This is a genomic window from Leisingera sp. NJS201, assembly GCF_004535885.1.
Lineage (GTDB): Bacteria > Pseudomonadota > Alphaproteobacteria > Rhodobacterales > Rhodobacteraceae > Leisingera.
In genome coordinates, this window is sequence record NZ_CP038234.1 from 2,501,756 (window position 1) to 2,516,554 (window position 14,799).

15 protein-coding genes are annotated in these 14,799 nt (G+C 63.3%); 2 read left to right on the forward strand and 13 right to left on the reverse strand.

The window, feature by feature from the left end; all coding sequences use genetic code 11:
- Nucleotides 1-4 precede the first annotated feature (4 nt).
- From ETW23_RS12370 to ETW23_RS12385, 4 genes are all read right to left on the reverse strand, one after another.
- Nucleotides 5-526: a GNAT family N-acetyltransferase gene (locus ETW23_RS12370; RefSeq protein ID WP_134830161.1), complete on the reverse strand. Its 522-nt coding sequence runs from the start codon at nucleotides 524-526 to the stop codon at nucleotides 5-7.
- Entirely contained in the window at nucleotides 523-1,131 is a 609-nt protein-coding gene (locus tag ETW23_RS12375) for a VOC family protein (protein ID WP_134830162.1), read from the reverse strand. Before ETW23_RS12375 ends, ETW23_RS12370 begins: the two co-directional genes overlap by 4 nt.
- Nucleotides 1,132-1,439: 308 nt before the next feature.
- Nucleotides 1,440-3,569 (reverse strand): methylmalonyl-CoA mutase, encoded by a 2,130-nt coding sequence (gene scpA, locus ETW23_RS12380; protein ID WP_134830163.1) that lies wholly within the window; start codon nucleotides 3,567-3,569, stop codon nucleotides 1,440-1,442.
- On the reverse strand, nucleotides 3,535-4,470 hold the full coding sequence (locus ETW23_RS12385) for a hypothetical protein (protein ID WP_348773155.1): 936 nt from the start codon (nucleotides 4,468-4,470) through the stop codon (nucleotides 3,535-3,537). Before ETW23_RS12385 ends, scpA begins: the two co-directional genes overlap by 35 nt.
- Before the next feature lie 174 nt (nucleotides 4,471-4,644).
- Here ETW23_RS12385 and ETW23_RS12390 point away from each other — a divergent pair, with 174 nt between their 5' ends.
- Nucleotides 4,645-5,079: a DUF4174 domain-containing protein gene (locus ETW23_RS12390; RefSeq protein ID WP_134830164.1), complete on the forward strand. Its 435-nt coding sequence runs from the start codon at nucleotides 4,645-4,647 to the stop codon at nucleotides 5,077-5,079.
- Between the two features lie 22 nt (nucleotides 5,080-5,101).
- On the opposite strand, the gene ETW23_RS12395 is transcribed toward ETW23_RS12390, so the two are convergent.
- From ETW23_RS12395 to ETW23_RS12405, 3 genes are all read right to left on the reverse strand, one after another.
- A complete protein-coding gene (locus tag ETW23_RS12395; RefSeq protein WP_237455091.1) occupies nucleotides 5,102-5,593 on the reverse strand; it encodes a hypothetical protein in 492 nt (163 codons plus the stop codon).
- 159 nt (nucleotides 5,594-5,752) lie between these two features.
- Entirely contained in the window at nucleotides 5,753-7,798 is a 2,046-nt protein-coding gene (locus ETW23_RS12400; RefSeq protein ID WP_134830165.1) for an acetyl/propionyl/methylcrotonyl-CoA carboxylase subunit alpha, read from the reverse strand.
- Nucleotides 7,799-7,950: 152 nt separating this feature from the next.
- Entirely contained in the window at nucleotides 7,951-8,154 is a 204-nt protein-coding gene (locus tag ETW23_RS12405; RefSeq protein ID WP_129370421.1) for a hypothetical protein, read from the reverse strand.
- Nucleotides 8,155-8,830: 676 nt separating this feature from the next.
- Between ETW23_RS12405 and ETW23_RS12410 the strand changes: the two genes are divergently transcribed.
- Nucleotides 8,831-9,973 carry a DcaP family trimeric outer membrane transporter gene (locus tag ETW23_RS12410; protein WP_129370420.1) on the forward strand — a complete coding sequence of 381 codons (1,143 nt, stop codon included), beginning with the start codon at nucleotides 8,831-8,833 and terminating at the stop codon, nucleotides 9,971-9,973.
- A gap of 95 nt (nucleotides 9,974-10,068) precedes the next feature.
- On the opposite strand, the gene ETW23_RS12415 is transcribed toward ETW23_RS12410, so the two are convergent.
- From ETW23_RS12415 to ETW23_RS12435, 6 genes are all read right to left on the reverse strand, one after another.
- Complete coding sequence (locus ETW23_RS12415; protein ID WP_134830166.1) at nucleotides 10,069-10,413, reverse strand: hypothetical protein; 345 nt, start codon at nucleotides 10,411-10,413, stop codon at nucleotides 10,069-10,071.
- Between the two features lie 69 nt (nucleotides 10,414-10,482).
- A complete protein-coding gene (locus ETW23_RS25165; RefSeq protein WP_024089507.1) occupies nucleotides 10,483-10,623 on the reverse strand; it encodes a hypothetical protein in 141 nt (46 codons plus the stop codon).
- Nucleotides 10,624-10,836: 213 nt separating this feature from the next.
- Nucleotides 10,837-11,214 carry a DUF6497 family protein gene (locus tag ETW23_RS12420; RefSeq protein WP_368075837.1) on the reverse strand — a complete coding sequence of 126 codons (378 nt, stop codon included), beginning with the start codon at nucleotides 11,212-11,214 and terminating at the stop codon, nucleotides 10,837-10,839.
- A gap of 113 nt (nucleotides 11,215-11,327) precedes the next feature.
- Nucleotides 11,328-11,768: a hypothetical protein gene (locus ETW23_RS12425; protein ID WP_134830168.1), complete on the reverse strand. Its 441-nt coding sequence runs from the start codon at nucleotides 11,766-11,768 to the stop codon at nucleotides 11,328-11,330.
- Between the two features lie 78 nt (nucleotides 11,769-11,846).
- Nucleotides 11,847-13,379: an acyl-CoA carboxylase subunit beta gene (locus ETW23_RS12430; protein WP_129370416.1), complete on the reverse strand. Its 1,533-nt coding sequence runs from the start codon at nucleotides 13,377-13,379 to the stop codon at nucleotides 11,847-11,849.
- 167 nt (nucleotides 13,380-13,546) lie between these two features.
- Complete coding sequence (locus ETW23_RS12435) at nucleotides 13,547-14,779, reverse strand: hypothetical protein (protein WP_134830169.1); 1,233 nt, start codon at nucleotides 14,777-14,779, stop codon at nucleotides 13,547-13,549.
- Nucleotides 14,780-14,799 lie beyond the last annotated feature (20 nt).

Sequence of the window (14,799 nt, forward strand, 5' to 3'; positions counted from 1 at the left end):
CAGCCTATGCGTCTTTGCCGGGGTTGTCAGGGGCGGGAATACCGGGCGTCAGGATTTTCTGCATGAAAACAGTGTCGAGCCAGCGCCCCTGCTTGCAACCCAGTTCCGGCATCCTTGCGGTTTCCACATAGCCCATAGCAGCATGGAAAGCGATTGCTGCGGGATTGGCACTGCTGACACTGGCGATCAGCACGTGAATGCCCGCCTGTTCCGCCTTGGCCTCCAGCGCCTGCATCAGCTTGCGGCCCGCGCCCTGCCCCTGTGCTTCGGGCAGCAGATGAATGGTGTGCTCTGCCGTGAAACGGTAGCCGGGACCGGGGCGGAACAGGAAATAATGCGCGTGGCCGAGGATCCTGCCGCCCTGTTCCGCCACCAGATAGGCGCCGTTGCCGGCCGCGATCTGATCCCGGACGTCTTCAGGCGACTTTTCAATGGTGTTGAAGGTGGCCAGCGTGTCGCGGATCACCCAGTTGGCAATGGTGCAGACGGCTTTGGCATCATCAGGGCGGGCAGAGCGGATTTTCATCGCAGCACCCTTGGCCCATGCGGGGTTTCGAATTCAGCCAGCATCGCAGGTTTACCCTGCTCCACAGCAACGCGCGGGTCGGCGAGGATCCGGTCCAATGCGGCTTGCAGGTCTTTGGCCTCCGGGTGGCTGAGGATCAGGCGGGTCAGGCGGCAGCGCGACCGCGGCAGCTTGCCGGCGGGCGGCTCGGCCTGCCACTGCAGCACCGCAGGAAAGATGTTGTCAAACGGCAAAAACCCGTCGCTTGGCACTGTCATCAGCCAGCTGAGGCCGCCGCGCTGCATCGCCACATGCCGCTGCGCATGGGGCGGCAGCAACGGTTTCTCAGTCTCAAGGTTTTCGCTTCGAAGAATCCAGTTGTTCAGTCTTGCGGGGCCTTTGAAACGGTCGAGGTCAAACCAGCGCGGCTGCTGCTGCGGCTCGGCCTCAATGTCGATGGCGATGGCTTCGAGGTAAAGGCCGTCCTCCAGCCCGATGAGGCGGTTATGGGTGCCATACCGGGTGTGGGAGCCACCGGGGCCAAGCGCGGCGCCAAGGGCCTCTTCGGCATGGGCAACCGCCTCTTCCAGCGTTTCGCCGGCCACGGCCAGGTGATCAAGTATCATTTGCGCCTCCCCTTTTGCGGCCAGAGACTAGCCGGACAGCGGCGGGGTGCAAGGCGGGATTTGCCGTCAAGGACAGTGAAGCGGGCACCCGCCACCGGCGCTGAGAGGACACTCAAAACCGCCAGCGCTCCCGCCCGTCGCAGGCTGTGCCGAAGGCACATCCGCTCCCGTTGGGCGGGGCATCGCGCGCCTGACGGCGCGCGATGCCGACAGTTCACCTGGCAGGGTGAACTGCCAAGCCCAAAGCCGCCAAGGGGTTTGCCCGCAGGGCTGGCACCTGCGGGTGCGGGAGCCCCCTGCTACTTACGTTACGCCCGCGCTTCGCGGATCAGGCGCAGGATGTCCTGGGCGGCCTCGGGGATGTTGGTGCCGGGGCCAAAGATTGCCTTGACGCCTTTTGAGTACAGGAACTCGTAATCCTGCTGCGGGATCACGCCGCCGCAGATCACCAGGATGTCGCCTGCACCTTCCGCCTTCAGCGCCTCGACCAGCTGCGGTGCCAATGTCTTGTGTCCTGCCGCCTGGCTGGAGATGCCGATCACATGGACGTCATTGTCGATGGCGTCCTGCGCGGCCTCGGCGGGGGTCTGGAACAGCGGGCCGACATCAACGTCGAAACCGATGTCAGCGAACGCCGTCGCAATCACCTTGGCGCCGCGGTCGTGGCCGTCCTGGCCCATCTTGACCACCAGAAGACGCGGGCGGCGGCCCTCTTCTTCGGCGAAATCCTCGATCGATTTCTGGATCGCGGCAAAGCCTTCATCGCCTTCGTATGCGGCACCATAGACCCCCGCCAAAGTCTTCACTTCCGCACGGTGGCGGCCGAATTCCTTTTCCATCGCCATGGAGATTTCTCCGACTGAGGCCCGCGCGCGGGCGGCTTCAACTGCGGCTTCCAGCAGATTGCCGCTGCCCGCCTGGGCACGGCGGGTGAGTTCATCAAGCGCGGCCTGGCAAGCGGTTTCGTCGCGGCCGACCCGCATTTTCTGCAAACGGGCGATCTGAGACTCGCGGACAGCCACATTGTCCACATCCAGGATGTCGATCAGGTCTTCTTTTTCCTTGCGGTACTTGTTGACGCCGACAACCACCTCGTCGCCGCGGTCAATCATCGCCTGGCGGCGGGCGGCGCTTTCCTCAATGCGCAGCTTGGGCATGCCGCTCTCAACCGCCTTGGTCATGCCGCCCATTTCCTCAACCTCTTCGATCAAGGCCCAGGCCTGTTCGATCAGGTCGTTGGTGAGGCTTTCGACATAATAAGAGCCGGCCAGCGGATCGACGACATTGGTCACACCGGTTTCCTCCTGCAGCACCAGCTGAGTGTTGCGGGCGATGCGGGCGGAGAAATCGGTGGGCAGCGCGATGGCTTCATCCAGCGCGTTGGTGTGCAGGCTTTGCGTGCCGCCGAGGACAGCCGACATCGCTTCATAGGCGGTGCGGATCACGTTGTTGTAGGGATCCTGCTCCTGCAGCGACACACCCGAGGTCTGGCAATGGGTGCGCAGCATCTTGGAGCGTTCGGACTTGGCGCCGAACTCGGTCATCACCCGGTGCCACAGGGTACGGGCGGCGCGCAGTTTGGCGATTTCCATGAAAAAGTTCATGCCGATCGCAAAGAAGAACGACAGCCGCCCTGCGAATTTATCCACGTCCATACCGGCATCCAGCGCCGCGCGCACATATTCGCGCCCGTCGGCGATGGTATAGGCCAGCTCCTGCACCAGGTTCGCGCCGGCCTCCTGCATGTGGTAGCCGGAGATCGAGATCGAGTTGAACTTGGGCATCTCGTTGGAGGTGTATTCGATAATGTCCGAGATGATCCGCATCGAGGGTTTCGGCGGATAGATATAGGTGTTGCGGACCATGAACTCTTTCAGAATGTCGTTCTGAATGGTGCCCGCGAGGACCGATTTATCGTGGCCCTGTTCTTCGCCCGCAACAATGAAGGACGCCAGCACCGGGATCACCGCGCCGTTCATGGTCATCGAGACCGAGACCTTGTCGAGCGGGATGCCGTCGAACAGGATTTTCATGTCTTCGACGCTGTCAATCGCCACGCCGGCCTTGCCGACGTCGCCGACCACACGGGGGTGATCGCTGTCATAACCGCGGTGGGTGGCGAGGTCGAAGGCGACCGAGACGCCCTGCTGGCCGGCGGCCAGGTTGCGGCGGTAGAAGGCGTTGCTTTCCTCGGCGGTGGAGAAGCCTGCGTACTGGCGGATGGTCCAGGGGCGGCCGGCATACATGGTGGCCTTGACGCCGCGGGTAAACGGGCCGACGCCGGGCAGCGTGCCCATGTGGGGCAGGTCCTTGGTGTCGTCTTCGGTATAAAGCGGCTTGACCTCGATGCCTTCCAGCGTCTGCCAATTAAGGTCGTCAACCGCCCGTCCGCGCAGCTCTTTCTCAGCCAGAGCCTGCCATTCGTCTTTGTTTGTCATCAGGTCTTCCTCTTGTCAGTCCGGTGTGGGGCGGGTTCAAGCCCGCCGCCGGTTTATCGGGATCATGGGCCAGCGCGGCGATGCCATCGGCACCGCCTGCCAGCCACATCATGTCGTCGGCATACGCCTCGCGCAGGCGTGCGGTCTGCGCGTCGTCAAAGGGGCGCCAGCGGCCTGAGCCCTCTGGCAGTTTGGCCGCCGCAGAGGACGGCACGCTGGCGCGCAGGTCCTGCAGGCACAGCGAGGCGTTGAGCCGCACCCTTGCGTGGGTGCGCGGCGCCTCGGCCCCGGTGAGGGCGGCCAGCTGTGCCTCGGGCCGGGTGCCAAAGGTTTCAAACGGCAGCACATGCAGGCGCACATCAGGCACCGCGCAGGCAATATCGGTGATCACATCGCGCCAGCTGCGCGGCGCCTGCACCAGACGGTCAAGCTGCACTGCAGATGGCACCCGGTGGCCGCGGGCCACCGCATAGGCCAGTGCCGAGGTCCAGTAGCCGTCCAGGCTGCGGATGCTGAGTGCCACGTCTGTCACAGCATTGCCGAAGGCCTGGGAGAACCGCGCCATCCGTTCCCCCACTCCGTTATAAAGATCGCCAAACCGCAGGTTGCCGCGGATGGAGCCGATCATGTTTTCTTCACTGATCAGCAGCTGATGGATGCCCTGCTGGCGGCAGCCGGAAATCTGGATCTGCAGCCGTCCGCGGGCGCGCTGGGCGAGGTCGCGGCCGGTCACCCGTGCAGGCCCTGGCTGGATGCCGTGGAACAGCCCGCCCCTGGTGCGGAACGGTCCCCAGAACCCAATGCGCTGTTTGGCAAGCCCATCGGCGTTCTGGCGCATGTATTCCTGAAACGACGTGGTTGCGCAGCGGTGCGCACCGGTATGAAGGATCACTTTCATCATGCTTCGGGACCTCTTCTGGAGGGCCGCAGGCCGCAGCCCGGTCAAGGGGAATGGCACAATCATGGCCGGCAACCCCTCAGTATCCCGTTAACGATGATGTTTTTTGGCCAAGTTGCGGATTTCCCGGTCGCATTTGCCGCCGCGGCGCATATATTCAACGGGACAGGAGAGATCATGAGAGCAATCCTAACCGTTGTTTTGGCAGGTTTTATTCCGCTTGCGGCCCTGGCTGCAGATGGCAGTGCGCCTGATTGGATACAGCCCGGGTATGATGTGGAACTGGAGGATTTCCAGTGGAAGCAGCGCCCTGTGGTGGTGTTTGCCGACAGCCCCGACGACCCGCGCTTCCACGAGCAGATGGAGCGGCTGATGCAGGGCGCCGAGGTTCTGAAAACCCGGGATGTGGTGGTGCTGGTTGACACCGACCCGGCCGCAAAATCGGCGCTGCGCAACAAGCTGCGTCCGCGCGGATTCATGCTGGTTCTGGTCGGCAAGGACGGCGGCGTGAAGCTGCGCAAACCGCACCCTTGGACGGCGCGCGAATTGTCCCGCACCATCGACAAATTCCCCGAGCGGCTGCGCGAAGTGGAAGAGCGGCGCGGCGGCTGAGCTGACCGGGCCGCGCCTGCTGTCAGCTGTTGCCGCGGACGTAAATCAGCGCCATCGCCTGTTTGTCGAGCACAACCATGGCATGGCTGTCCGGCACAAAGACAAGGTTGGATTGCGGGTTCAGGATGGCGCGGTAGTAGACGCCCTTGACGATCTCGCTCATGCAATTGACGCCGGCCAGGCCCGAGTTCAGGATCCCGATACCCTGCGGCAGATCCCGCGACATGATCGCCTCGGTCACCGCATTGGGGGATTTTCCCGCCACGCGGAACACAACCGGCTTGCCGTCTGCCAGCATTTTCATGCCGGTGTTGACGGATCGCGCCCTGCCCAGCAGCGAGGTGATCCGCGGCTGTTCCGTTGTGTGGAAAACCGCAGCGGTGCAGGTGGACGAGGATTGGAAAAAGAAGGTTTCGCCCAGTTCCGTCCATTCGGACAGCAGCACGCGCACCTCCTCTTCCTTGTCGAGCGTGCAGCCCGTCAGCAGGAGAATGCCCGAAAGCAAACCGGTCATTAAGCGGAACATACGGCACCTTGAGGAAGTTCGACCCGGGCAGGATGGCAGAGATTCCTGAAGATTTCGTGCACGGGGGCGTGCTGTGCGGGGCAGGCACACAGCCGTCGGCGGGAGACCCCGCCGCCGCGTCCGCATATATGCCTGCCCCGTGGTGCATTATTCGAATTCCATGATCACATCGTCGACCGCCAGGCTGTCGCCGGCGCCTGCGTTGATCTTGGCGACCACACCCTTTTTCTCGGCGCGCAGGATGTTTTCCATCTTCATCGCCTCGATTGTGCAAAGGGCCTGGCCCTCCTGGACCTCCTGCCCCGCTTCGACGTCGACCTTCACAATCAGGCCGGGCATCGGGCACAGCAGCATCCTGGAGGTGTCGGGCGGCAGTTTTTCCGGCATCAGCTGCGCCAATTCCGCCTGGCGCGGGGTGCGCACATGGACTTTGAGATCCGCCCCGCGGGAGCGGATGCGGAAACCCTGGGTTACCTTGCCGGTCTTCAGCACCAGGATCTCGCCGTCCACGTCCAGGGTGGCCAGCTGGTCGCCCGGCGTCCAGTCCGAGGACACGCGCAATGCGGCACCGTCGGCGAACTTGACAGTGGCGCCGTCGCGGTCGGCGTCAATCACCACGTCATAGGACTGGCCCTGCAGAGTGACGGTCCAATCGGTGCCGACCTTACGTTCATGGTTATCCATCCGGCCCGACACCCGGGTGCGGCGGATTTCGGCAACCCGGTGCATGGCCGCACAGGAGGCGGCGATCTTGCGCAGGTCGGCTTCGGGCAGCTCAACGCCCTCAAAACCTTCGGGGTACTGTTCCTCGATAAAGGCGGTGGTCATGGTGCCGTCGATGAAGATCGGGTGATCCATGACAGCTGACAGGAACGGCAGGTTGTGGCCGATGCCTTCGACCTCGAAACTGTCGAGGGCAATGCGCATGGCGTCGATCGCCTCAGCCCGGGTGGGCGCCCAGGTGCAAAGCTTGGCGATCATCGGGTCGTAATACATCGAGATCTCGCCGCCCTCATAGACGCCGGTGTCGTTGCGCACGGCGGTCTCGCCCGCGGGCGCATCCCCCTGCCACTTGCCATTGATCAGCATCGGGCCTGCGGCAGTCTCGGCCGGCGGGCGGTAGCGCGACAGGCGGCCGATGGAGGGCAGGAAGCCGCGGTAGGGATCTTCGGCATAAAGACGGTTTTCAATCGCCCAGCCGGTAAGTTTCACGTCTTCCTGGCGCAACGGCAGCTCACCGCCGCCGGCAACGCGGATCATCTGTTCGACCAGATCAACACCGGTGATCAGCTCGGTCACCGGATGCTCCACCTGCAGGCGGGTGTTCATTTCCAGGAAGTAGAAGTTCTTGTCGCCATCGACGATAAATTCCACAGTGCCGGCTGAGGCATAGCCCACCGCCTTGGCCAATGCCACGGCCTGCTCGCCCATCGCCTTGCGGGTTTCCTCATCAAGGAACGGCGACGGGGCCTCTTCCACGACTTTCTGGTTGCGGCGCTGGATCGAGCATTCACGCTCGCCCAGGTAGATACCGTTGCCGTGGGTGTCGCAGAGCACCTGGATTTCAATGTGGCGCGGCTGGGTGACGAACTTTTCGATGAAGATGCGGTCGTCGCCAAAGGAGTTCGCGGCCTCGTTCTTGGAAGACTGAAAACCTTCGCGGGCCTCTTCGTCGTTCCAGGCGATGCGCATGCCCTTGCCGCCGCCGCCGGCGGAGGCCTTGATCATCACCGGGTAGCCGACCTCATTCGAGATCTTCACCGCCTCATCGGCATCGGCAATCAGCCCCATGTAGCCGGGCACGGTGGAAACACCGGCCTCCTGGGCGATTTTCTTAGAGGTGATCTTGTCGCCCATGCTTTCAATCGCACCCACCGGCGGGCCGACAAAGGCAACGCCTTCGGCGGCCAGGGCCTCGGCGAATTTGGAGTTTTCCGACAGGAAGCCATAGCCCGGATGCACCGCCTGGGCGCCGGTTGCGCGGACCGCCTCCATCACCTTGTCGATGACGATATAGGACTGGTTGGCGGGCGGCGGGCCGATGTGGACAGCCTCGTCGGCCATTTGCACATGCAGGGCCTGCTTGTCGGCGTCAGAGTAGATGGCAACGGTTTTGATGCCCATTTTCCGCGCGGTTTTGATCACCCGGCAGGCGATCTCGCCCCGGTTGGCGATCAGGATCTTGTCAAACATAGGTGGTCCCTTTGTATTCTGGCCCTTGGTCCTTGGCATTCCGGAATGCAAAACGCCGCGCCCGGGGCAGACCCAGGCACGGCGTTTGCGCGATTTTTGCACCGGCCGCAGCGGGCCGGATATTCACCAGTGCAGCGGCAGCGGTGGCCGCCTTAGCACTTGCGGGGGTTCTGCTGGCAATAGACCAGGTTAGCGGCCACGCCGACGGCTGCGCCGGTGACCAGGCTGCCGTCCAGCAGTGCAGCACCTGCGGCGCCTGCGCCGGCACCATAAACGATACGTTCGCCAGTGGTGTCGCCGCAGGCCGCCGCAAAGCCGCAGAGCGACAGGGCCGCGATGAAAGTTTTTGCCCGCATGTCCAGTTTCCTTCTTCCGGGGACGTCAGTGTCCCCTCGGAATTTGCAGGCTGGACAGCCGCGCGCAACGCTGTGCGGACCCCGCCCTTCAGTTGGGCGGAGGCTTGCCGCATGGGGGGAGTATACGGCAAGCTTCCGCCGGTGCCTGAAGGGGAGAAAAGACGGGCAGGACGCGGATGGGGGCGCGTACCTGCCCGTTCAGGCGAAGGGGCCGGAACAGATGCTCGGCACAGCAGCGTGGCTGCGCTGCTTGACCCACGATGCACAGCCCCGGCGCTGCTGTAAGCCCCTGAAATGCAAGGGTGCGAATTTGGGCAGATTCCTGCTGACCGGCGCGGCGGCTGTGCGATTTCACGCCGAAATCACGCACCGCCCACCGAGCAGTGGCGCAGGGCCGCGTCAGCCCTGTCACATCGCCGTTACAACCCTGACGCTGTGCTGGCCGGCCAAACAAGCGGCCGTCAAAGCGCCGTGAACGGCAGCGCCGGACCGGCGCGGAGATTTGCAGCCCCGCCAGCACCTTGGCCTGCGCAAACACTGCAGCGTGAACAGCCCGTGAAAATTCCGCACTTTTTCCGGCGCAAATCCTCACGGCGGCTCTCTTTGAAGTCATTTCCCCCCCGTTTGCGCACGTGGGAGTCTGGCTGCACGACACATAAGGAGGAGGGATAACCCCATGACCAAAGTGCATAGAGGGCGCTTCGCCCTGGCTGCTGCTGCACTTGCCGGCAGCGCTGGCCTGGCCCAGGCGGATACGCAATCCGAGCTGCAAGAGCTGCGCAACCGGGTCGAGGTGCTGGAAGCGGAAAACCAGCAGGTGACCGGCGCGCCCGGCGACTTCCGCCTGGGCAATACCGCGGTCGACATCTACGGCTACGTCAAGGCCGATTTCTTTTATGATTTCGATTTCGTCCAGGGTGACACGGCCTTTGTCAACAACATCGGCGAGCCGGTGAATGCCACCGACGGCGACTTCGGCGCCACCGTGCGGCAGTCGCGGCTGGGCATCCGCACCACCACCGAGACCGGCATCGGCACCATTCAGGGCCAGCTGGAGTTCGACCTGTTCGCCTCGGGCGGCACTTCCGAACTGCGGCTGCGCCATGCCAATGTGCAGATCGGCGATCACTGGCTGATCGGCCAGACCTGGACCAATTTCATGCCGCTGGGGCAATACCCCGCCAGTGTCGAGTTCAACGGCCCGGTCGGAATTGCCTTTGCCCGGGTGCCGCAGGTCCGCTACAGCAACAGCTTCGGCGACGGTTTCGACTACAGCCTGTCGCTGGAGGAAAACACCGCCGCCTCCAGCGATCCGGTCGCCACGGCAGCGTTCCAGTACAGCAATGATCTGTTCACCGCGCGGATTGCCGGCCTTGCCGGCACCATCCAAAGCGGCGGCGTTGACGTTGATCAGACCGGTGTTACCGTGTCCGGCTCCATCACGCCCTGGGACGGCGGGTTGTTCCAGGCCACCTATGTTGACGGCGAGGCCCTGGGGCCGTTGCTGATCGGCCTCGGGGATGCGGTGGTCGGCGGCCAGGCCAACGATGTGAAGGGTTATACCGTCGAATTCCGCCAGGACATCACCGACCAATGGAATGTCGGCATCGCCTACGGACGCGAGGATTATGACCTGCCGACCTCGACCGGCACGCTGTCCTTTACCGAGCTGGAGACCATTCACGTGAATGCCTTCTACAGCCCCACCGACAATCTGACCTTCAGCGCTGAATACATTTTTGGCGAGCGCAACGACACGATCTCCGGCAATACGTTTGACGGCGACCGGGTGCAGCTGGCGGTTCAGCTGAACTTCTGAGGAAACAGCAGACGGGCGGCGCCCCGGACGCAGCGGCAGGCATCGCGGAAAGGTCCGCGGTGCCTGTTGCTGGATATGCGTCCGGGACGGTGCCATCAGTCAAACACGTCCGGGAAAGACGCCTGCGCCACGGCCACGTTAATGACCAGCAGCGCCTCGTAGCTGGCCGGATCAAACGGATCTTCGGCAGCGACCACCTCGCGGCCGAACAGCCAGCTAAGACGGCCGGCGTCCAGATTGCCACGCTCGAACGGCTGGTCGCCGAACTGCTCCCACAGAGCCCGCATAAAGGTGGCATCGACGCGCCGGTCGACGTTCTTGCGGTCGGCAAAACGCTCGCGCCGGGTCAGCGGCGTGACCCCTTTGGGATTGGGGCGGCGGACGGTGAATTGAAAATCGGTGCCGGGCATACGGCCCGGGAACCCGCGGTGTTTCAGCATTTGGGTGCCTCCTGTCCGGCACCCTGCGGGCGGGTAAGGGCCGGCCGCAGGGCCGGACCCTTGTGGTCGTTACTTGTACTTGCCGGTGAATTCCGGCTCTTGCGAGATCGGCTCGGGCTCGACCACGACAAATTCTTCTTCCTGCTGGGCGCAGGCAGTGACGGCGGCCAGCAGGCCAGCCAGGGCGATAAGCTTGATGCTCTTGGACATTTCTGTCTCCTGATAAAAAACGCGAAACCTGCGGGGCCTGGCCCGCCGCCTGCCTCAACCTCAATGTGAAGGCAGCCCGCAGGCTGCCCGCGCCAAGGATAGCGGGGTTTGCAACCGAGTCACATGTGAATCGCGGCAATTGGCAGCGCTGTGGCTGCAATGCCGCAAGAATCCGCCGATCTGAAGTTCGCCCCGCAAGATGTTGTGGATGCATCAGAAAGCCTCCCACATGCAGCCTGCGGCCTCGGGGCGGTAGGCCTCGAAAAACTGTGTGGCCGCCGGGTCCTGCGCCCCAAAAGGCACCATTCGGTCCGAGAGCGAAATCACCACCCGGGCTGCGGTCAGTCCGCGACCGGCCAGATAGGGCACCGCCAAGGTCTCGCAAAGATGGTCCATGTCGGGCGCCGCCGCCTCATAGCTGACGGAACCGGTTTCCCGGGCGATTTCCGGCGCCAGGAAGCGGAACCGGGCCCAGGTTTCGCCCGCCTGCCCAGGTGCTTCGTCCAACAGCACCTCGGCCAGGGTCACGGGCTGGCCCGACGGAACCGCAACCGGTTCCGCGGCAGAGGCGGATAGGACGGTCAATGCCAAAGGGATAACAGCCAGATATCCGCAGCCCCGGCCCCCGGTTTCCCAGGCTCCTCCGGCCGGGGCTGCTGGCGCAGCGCATAAAGCGCGCGCTGTAGGTATCTGACTGAGGCGGATCATGAGGCTGATTCGTTTCCCTTGTCAAATTTTGCCGCAATTTCGGGCGTATTATTCGTTTTCGGGCCCGTTTCCGGGCATGTCTTGTCCCGGCGCCGCACCGCATGGCGCTGCCAGCGGGCCCGGTCGGCGGGGTTTTCCAGAACGTCGGCAATCAGCCCGGCGGCATTGGAGGGCACCCGGCCCATCACCTGCCCGCCTGCACGGACCCGCAGCGCCTGCCCTGACCCCGGCCCCGTGGCGGTGACTTCCACCACCGGAGAGAAGCCCCGCATGCCCTGCAGCTTACGCCACATATCCTGGCGGATCTGATGCGCCAGCCGCAGGGGATCGGCGGCGGACAGCACCGTTTCCGCCGCCACGTCGAACTGCGCAGGCAGGCGGCGCGACAGCGTCAGACTGCTGTCCGTGCGGGTGATATGCCAACGGTTGCTGGGCAAATCCAAAGACTCCCTCTTCTTTCTGGTCAAAAATACCTTCGGGGTGCGGGGGCAGACAGCCCCCGCTCAACATCGGCCTTACAGCGGAATGTTGTCGTGTTTCTTCCACGGGTTCTTCAGCTGCTTGCCCCGCAGAGAGGCAAACGCGCGCGAAACCCGGCGGCGGGTGGATTGGGGCATAATCACCTCGTCGATAAAGCCGCGTTCTGCCGCCACAAAGGGGTTGGCGAAACGGTCTTCATAATCCTTGGCGTGGGCCGCGATCTTATCCGCGTCTTTGAGATCGGCGCGGTGGATGATTTCGGTCGCGCCCTTGGCGCCCATCACCGCGATTTCCGCGGTCGGCCAGGCATAATTGAAATCGCCGCGCAGGTGCTTGGAGGCCATCACGTCATAGGCGCCGCCATAAGCCTTGCGGGTGATCACGGTGACCTTGGGCACGGTGGCTTCGCCGTAAGCAAACAGCAGCTTGGCACCGTGTTTGATGACGCCGCCGTATTCCTGGGAGGTGCCCGGCAGGAAGCCCGGCACATCAACAAAGGTCAGGATCGGGATCTCGAAACAGTCGCAGAAGCGCACAAAACGTGCGGCCTTGCGGGAGCTGTCGATGTCGAGGCAGCCTGCCAGCACCATCGGCTGGTTGGCGACGATGCCCACGGTCTGGCCCTCAAGGCGGATGAAACCGGTGATGATGTTCTTGGCGAAATCCTCCTGGATCTCGTAAAAGTCGCCCTCGTCCGCGACCTTGGTGATCAGCTCCTTCATGTCGTAGGGGCTGTTGGGATTGTCCGGGATCAGGGTGTCCAGGCTGCTCTCAATCCGGCCCGGTTCGTCAAAGAACGGGCGCACCGGGGGTTTTTCACGGTTGTTGAGCGGCAGGAAATCAACGAGGCGGCGGACTTCTGCGAGTGCTTCGACGTCGTTTTCAAAGGCGCCGTCAGCAACCGAGGATTTCTTGGTGTGGGTGGAGGCGCCGCCCAGCTCTTCAGCTGTCACCACCTCGTTGGTCACGGTTTTCACCACATCCGGGCCGGTCACGAACATATAGGACGTGTCTTTGACCATGAAGATAAAATCGGTCATTGCGGGCGAGTACACGGCGCCGCCGGCGCAGGGGCCCATGATGACAGAGATCTGCGGGATCACGCCGGAGGCCATGATGTTGCGCTGGAAAATCTCGGCGTAGCCTGCCAGCGCGTCAACGCCTTCCTGGATGCGGGCGCCGCCGGAATCGTTGATGCCAATCACCGGCGCGCCGTTTTGCATCGCCATATCCATGATCTTGCAGATCTTCTGGGCGTGGGTCGCCGAGACCGAGCCGCCCAGCACGGTGAAATCCTGGGAAAACACATAGACCTGGCGGCCATTGATGGTGCCCCAGCCGGTGACCACGCCGTCGCCTGCCGGTTTGTTGCCTTCCATGCCGAAATCGGTGCAGCGGTGGCTGATGAACATGTCGAACTCTTCAAAGCTGTCCTCGTCCAGCAACAGTTCGATCCGTTCACGGGCCGTCAGTTTGCCGCGGCCGTGCTGCGCGTCAATGCGGCGCTGGCCGCCGCCCAGCCGCGCGTCCTGGCGGCGGTCTTCCAGCTCGGAAAGGATGTCTTTCATGGCACATGTCCCCTGTAGATTTCACCGGGACCATATATTGCGCTGCAGCGAAGCCAAAGAACATTATCGCAAATTTGCAAATCGTTTGCATACGCATGGTGCAAATCTGTAAATCAGCAAACTCTGCATTCGGGTTCCAGCCCCTGACCGGGGCCGGGAAGGCAGCCTCAGGCCGCTTTGGCGATCTCGGCCATTTGCCGCAGGGCGTTTGTCAGCGGTGTTTTAACCGGGGCTTTGACACCGAAAGGATTGTCTTCGACCATGCCGATCACCGGATCGTCCTTAAGGAACTTCAGATAGGCGGCGATCTGGGCCAGCAGCGCCTGTGCGGCTTTTTTGCGGGCGTCGCCAGCGGCCGATTTCATCTCGAACAAGGCCTTCATCAGCGCCGTCTGGTTGCCGTCCGTGACACCTGCCAGCCCGGCATCGGCGATTTGCGCCAGCACCGGGTGGTTGTGGGACTTCAGCGCGTCCTGCAGGCTGGAGACGCCGCGGTCCACGTCCTCCTTGGCGGCCTGCCAGATTTCCATCACGTCCGCCTGCGGCGCCGTGTCCCCGGCAGGCGTGTCCAGCGCCTTGATCAGTGCCTTCAGGCCATCGGCGGCCGCGGGCAAGGCACCTGATTTCAGGTTGGCGGCGATAGCGCGGGCCTGTTCGGCCAAGGGCGCGGCCTGTTCCGGCGGCAGGGATTTAAGCTTGGCCGCCTGTGCGGTCAGCAGCTTGCCCAGTTTTGCGGCCTGTTCGGATTGGGCCGGGTCCGCGGGCGCAGGCTTGGGCTGGCCGCCCAGTTTGGCAAGGGCTGCCTCAAGCCGGTCGAGCCGGGCCGCGCAGGCGTCGTGATCACCCTGCCCCAGCAGCTTCACGCTGGCTTTGATTTCCGGGGCCAGCTTGCCTGCCAAGTCCGGCTTGCCCAGCGCCTTGACCGCCTCAGCCGCTGCCGCAATGCGGGATTTCAACGCCGCAGCAGCCCCTGCATCAGGCGTACTGTCTTCGGCGGGGCGGGTTTCAGGGCTGGTCCCTGCAGTGTCGTCGTCATCCGGCAGGCTGTCTTCGTCAATGATGCTGCCGTCGGGGCCGACAAGCACCGGCTTGAATTTGACCATGCCCTCCTTCATGAACTTTTTCTTCAGCTGCTTGACGATGCCCTTCAGCGGTTTTTCCGGCTGCAGGAGTACCTCGTTTTCCTCAACCCGCAGGGTGCCGAAACAGGATTTCTTGATCCCCGGCGCCTTTTTCATGTCGCCGCGCAGCACCTTGCCGGGTTTGCGCAAGTCGATCATCAATCCGCAGTCTTCCGGCTTACCGGCAAGGCCAAAGGCAAAAGGCAGCTCCTTGCCGGAGGCCTTGGCCTTTTTCAGAAGTTTCAGAACAGCGTCCGCGTCAAAAGCCTGATCAGGCATAGCGTGTCTCCTAAGCTGGC

What these genes read in the sequence shown, in the direction of transcription:
- ETW23_RS12370 (WP_134830161.1), bottom strand. Translation starts at nt 526, where the DNA reads ATGAAAATCCGCTCTGCCCGCCCTGATGATGCCAAAGCCGTCTGCACC.
- ETW23_RS12375 (WP_134830162.1), bottom strand. Translation starts at nt 1,131, where the DNA reads ATGATACTTGATCACCTGGCCGTGGCCGGCGAAACGCTGGAAGAGGCG.
- scpA (WP_134830163.1), bottom strand. Translation starts at nt 3,569, where the DNA reads ATGACAAACAAAGACGAATGGCAGGCTCTGGCTGAGAAAGAGCTGCGC.
- ETW23_RS12385 (WP_348773155.1), bottom strand. Translation starts at nt 4,470, where the DNA reads ATGATGAAAGTGATCCTTCATACCGGTGCGCACCGCTGCGCAACCACG.
- ETW23_RS12390 (WP_134830164.1), top strand. Translation starts at nt 4,645, where the DNA reads ATGAGAGCAATCCTAACCGTTGTTTTGGCAGGTTTTATTCCGCTTGCG.
- ETW23_RS12395 (WP_237455091.1), bottom strand. Translation starts at nt 5,593, where the DNA reads ATGACCGGTTTGCTTTCGGGCATTCTCCTGCTGACGGGCTGCACGCTC.
- ETW23_RS12400 (WP_134830165.1), bottom strand. Translation starts at nt 7,798, where the DNA reads ATGTTTGACAAGATCCTGATCGCCAACCGGGGCGAGATCGCCTGCCGG.
- ETW23_RS12405 (WP_129370421.1), bottom strand. Translation starts at nt 8,154, where the DNA reads ATGCGGGCAAAAACTTTCATCGCGGCCCTGTCGCTCTGCGGCTTTGCG.
- ETW23_RS12410 (WP_129370420.1), top strand. Translation starts at nt 8,831, where the DNA reads ATGACCAAAGTGCATAGAGGGCGCTTCGCCCTGGCTGCTGCTGCACTT.
- ETW23_RS12415 (WP_134830166.1), bottom strand. Translation starts at nt 10,413, where the DNA reads ATGCTGAAACACCGCGGGTTCCCGGGCCGTATGCCCGGCACCGATTTT.
- ETW23_RS25165 (WP_024089507.1), bottom strand. Translation starts at nt 10,623, where the DNA reads ATGTCCAAGAGCATCAAGCTTATCGCCCTGGCTGGCCTGCTGGCCGCC.
- ETW23_RS12430 (WP_129370416.1), bottom strand. Translation starts at nt 13,379, where the DNA reads ATGAAAGACATCCTTTCCGAGCTGGAAGACCGCCGCCAGGACGCGCGG.
- ETW23_RS12435 (WP_134830169.1), bottom strand. Translation starts at nt 14,779, where the DNA reads ATGCCTGATCAGGCTTTTGACGCGGACGCTGTTCTGAAACTTCTGAAA.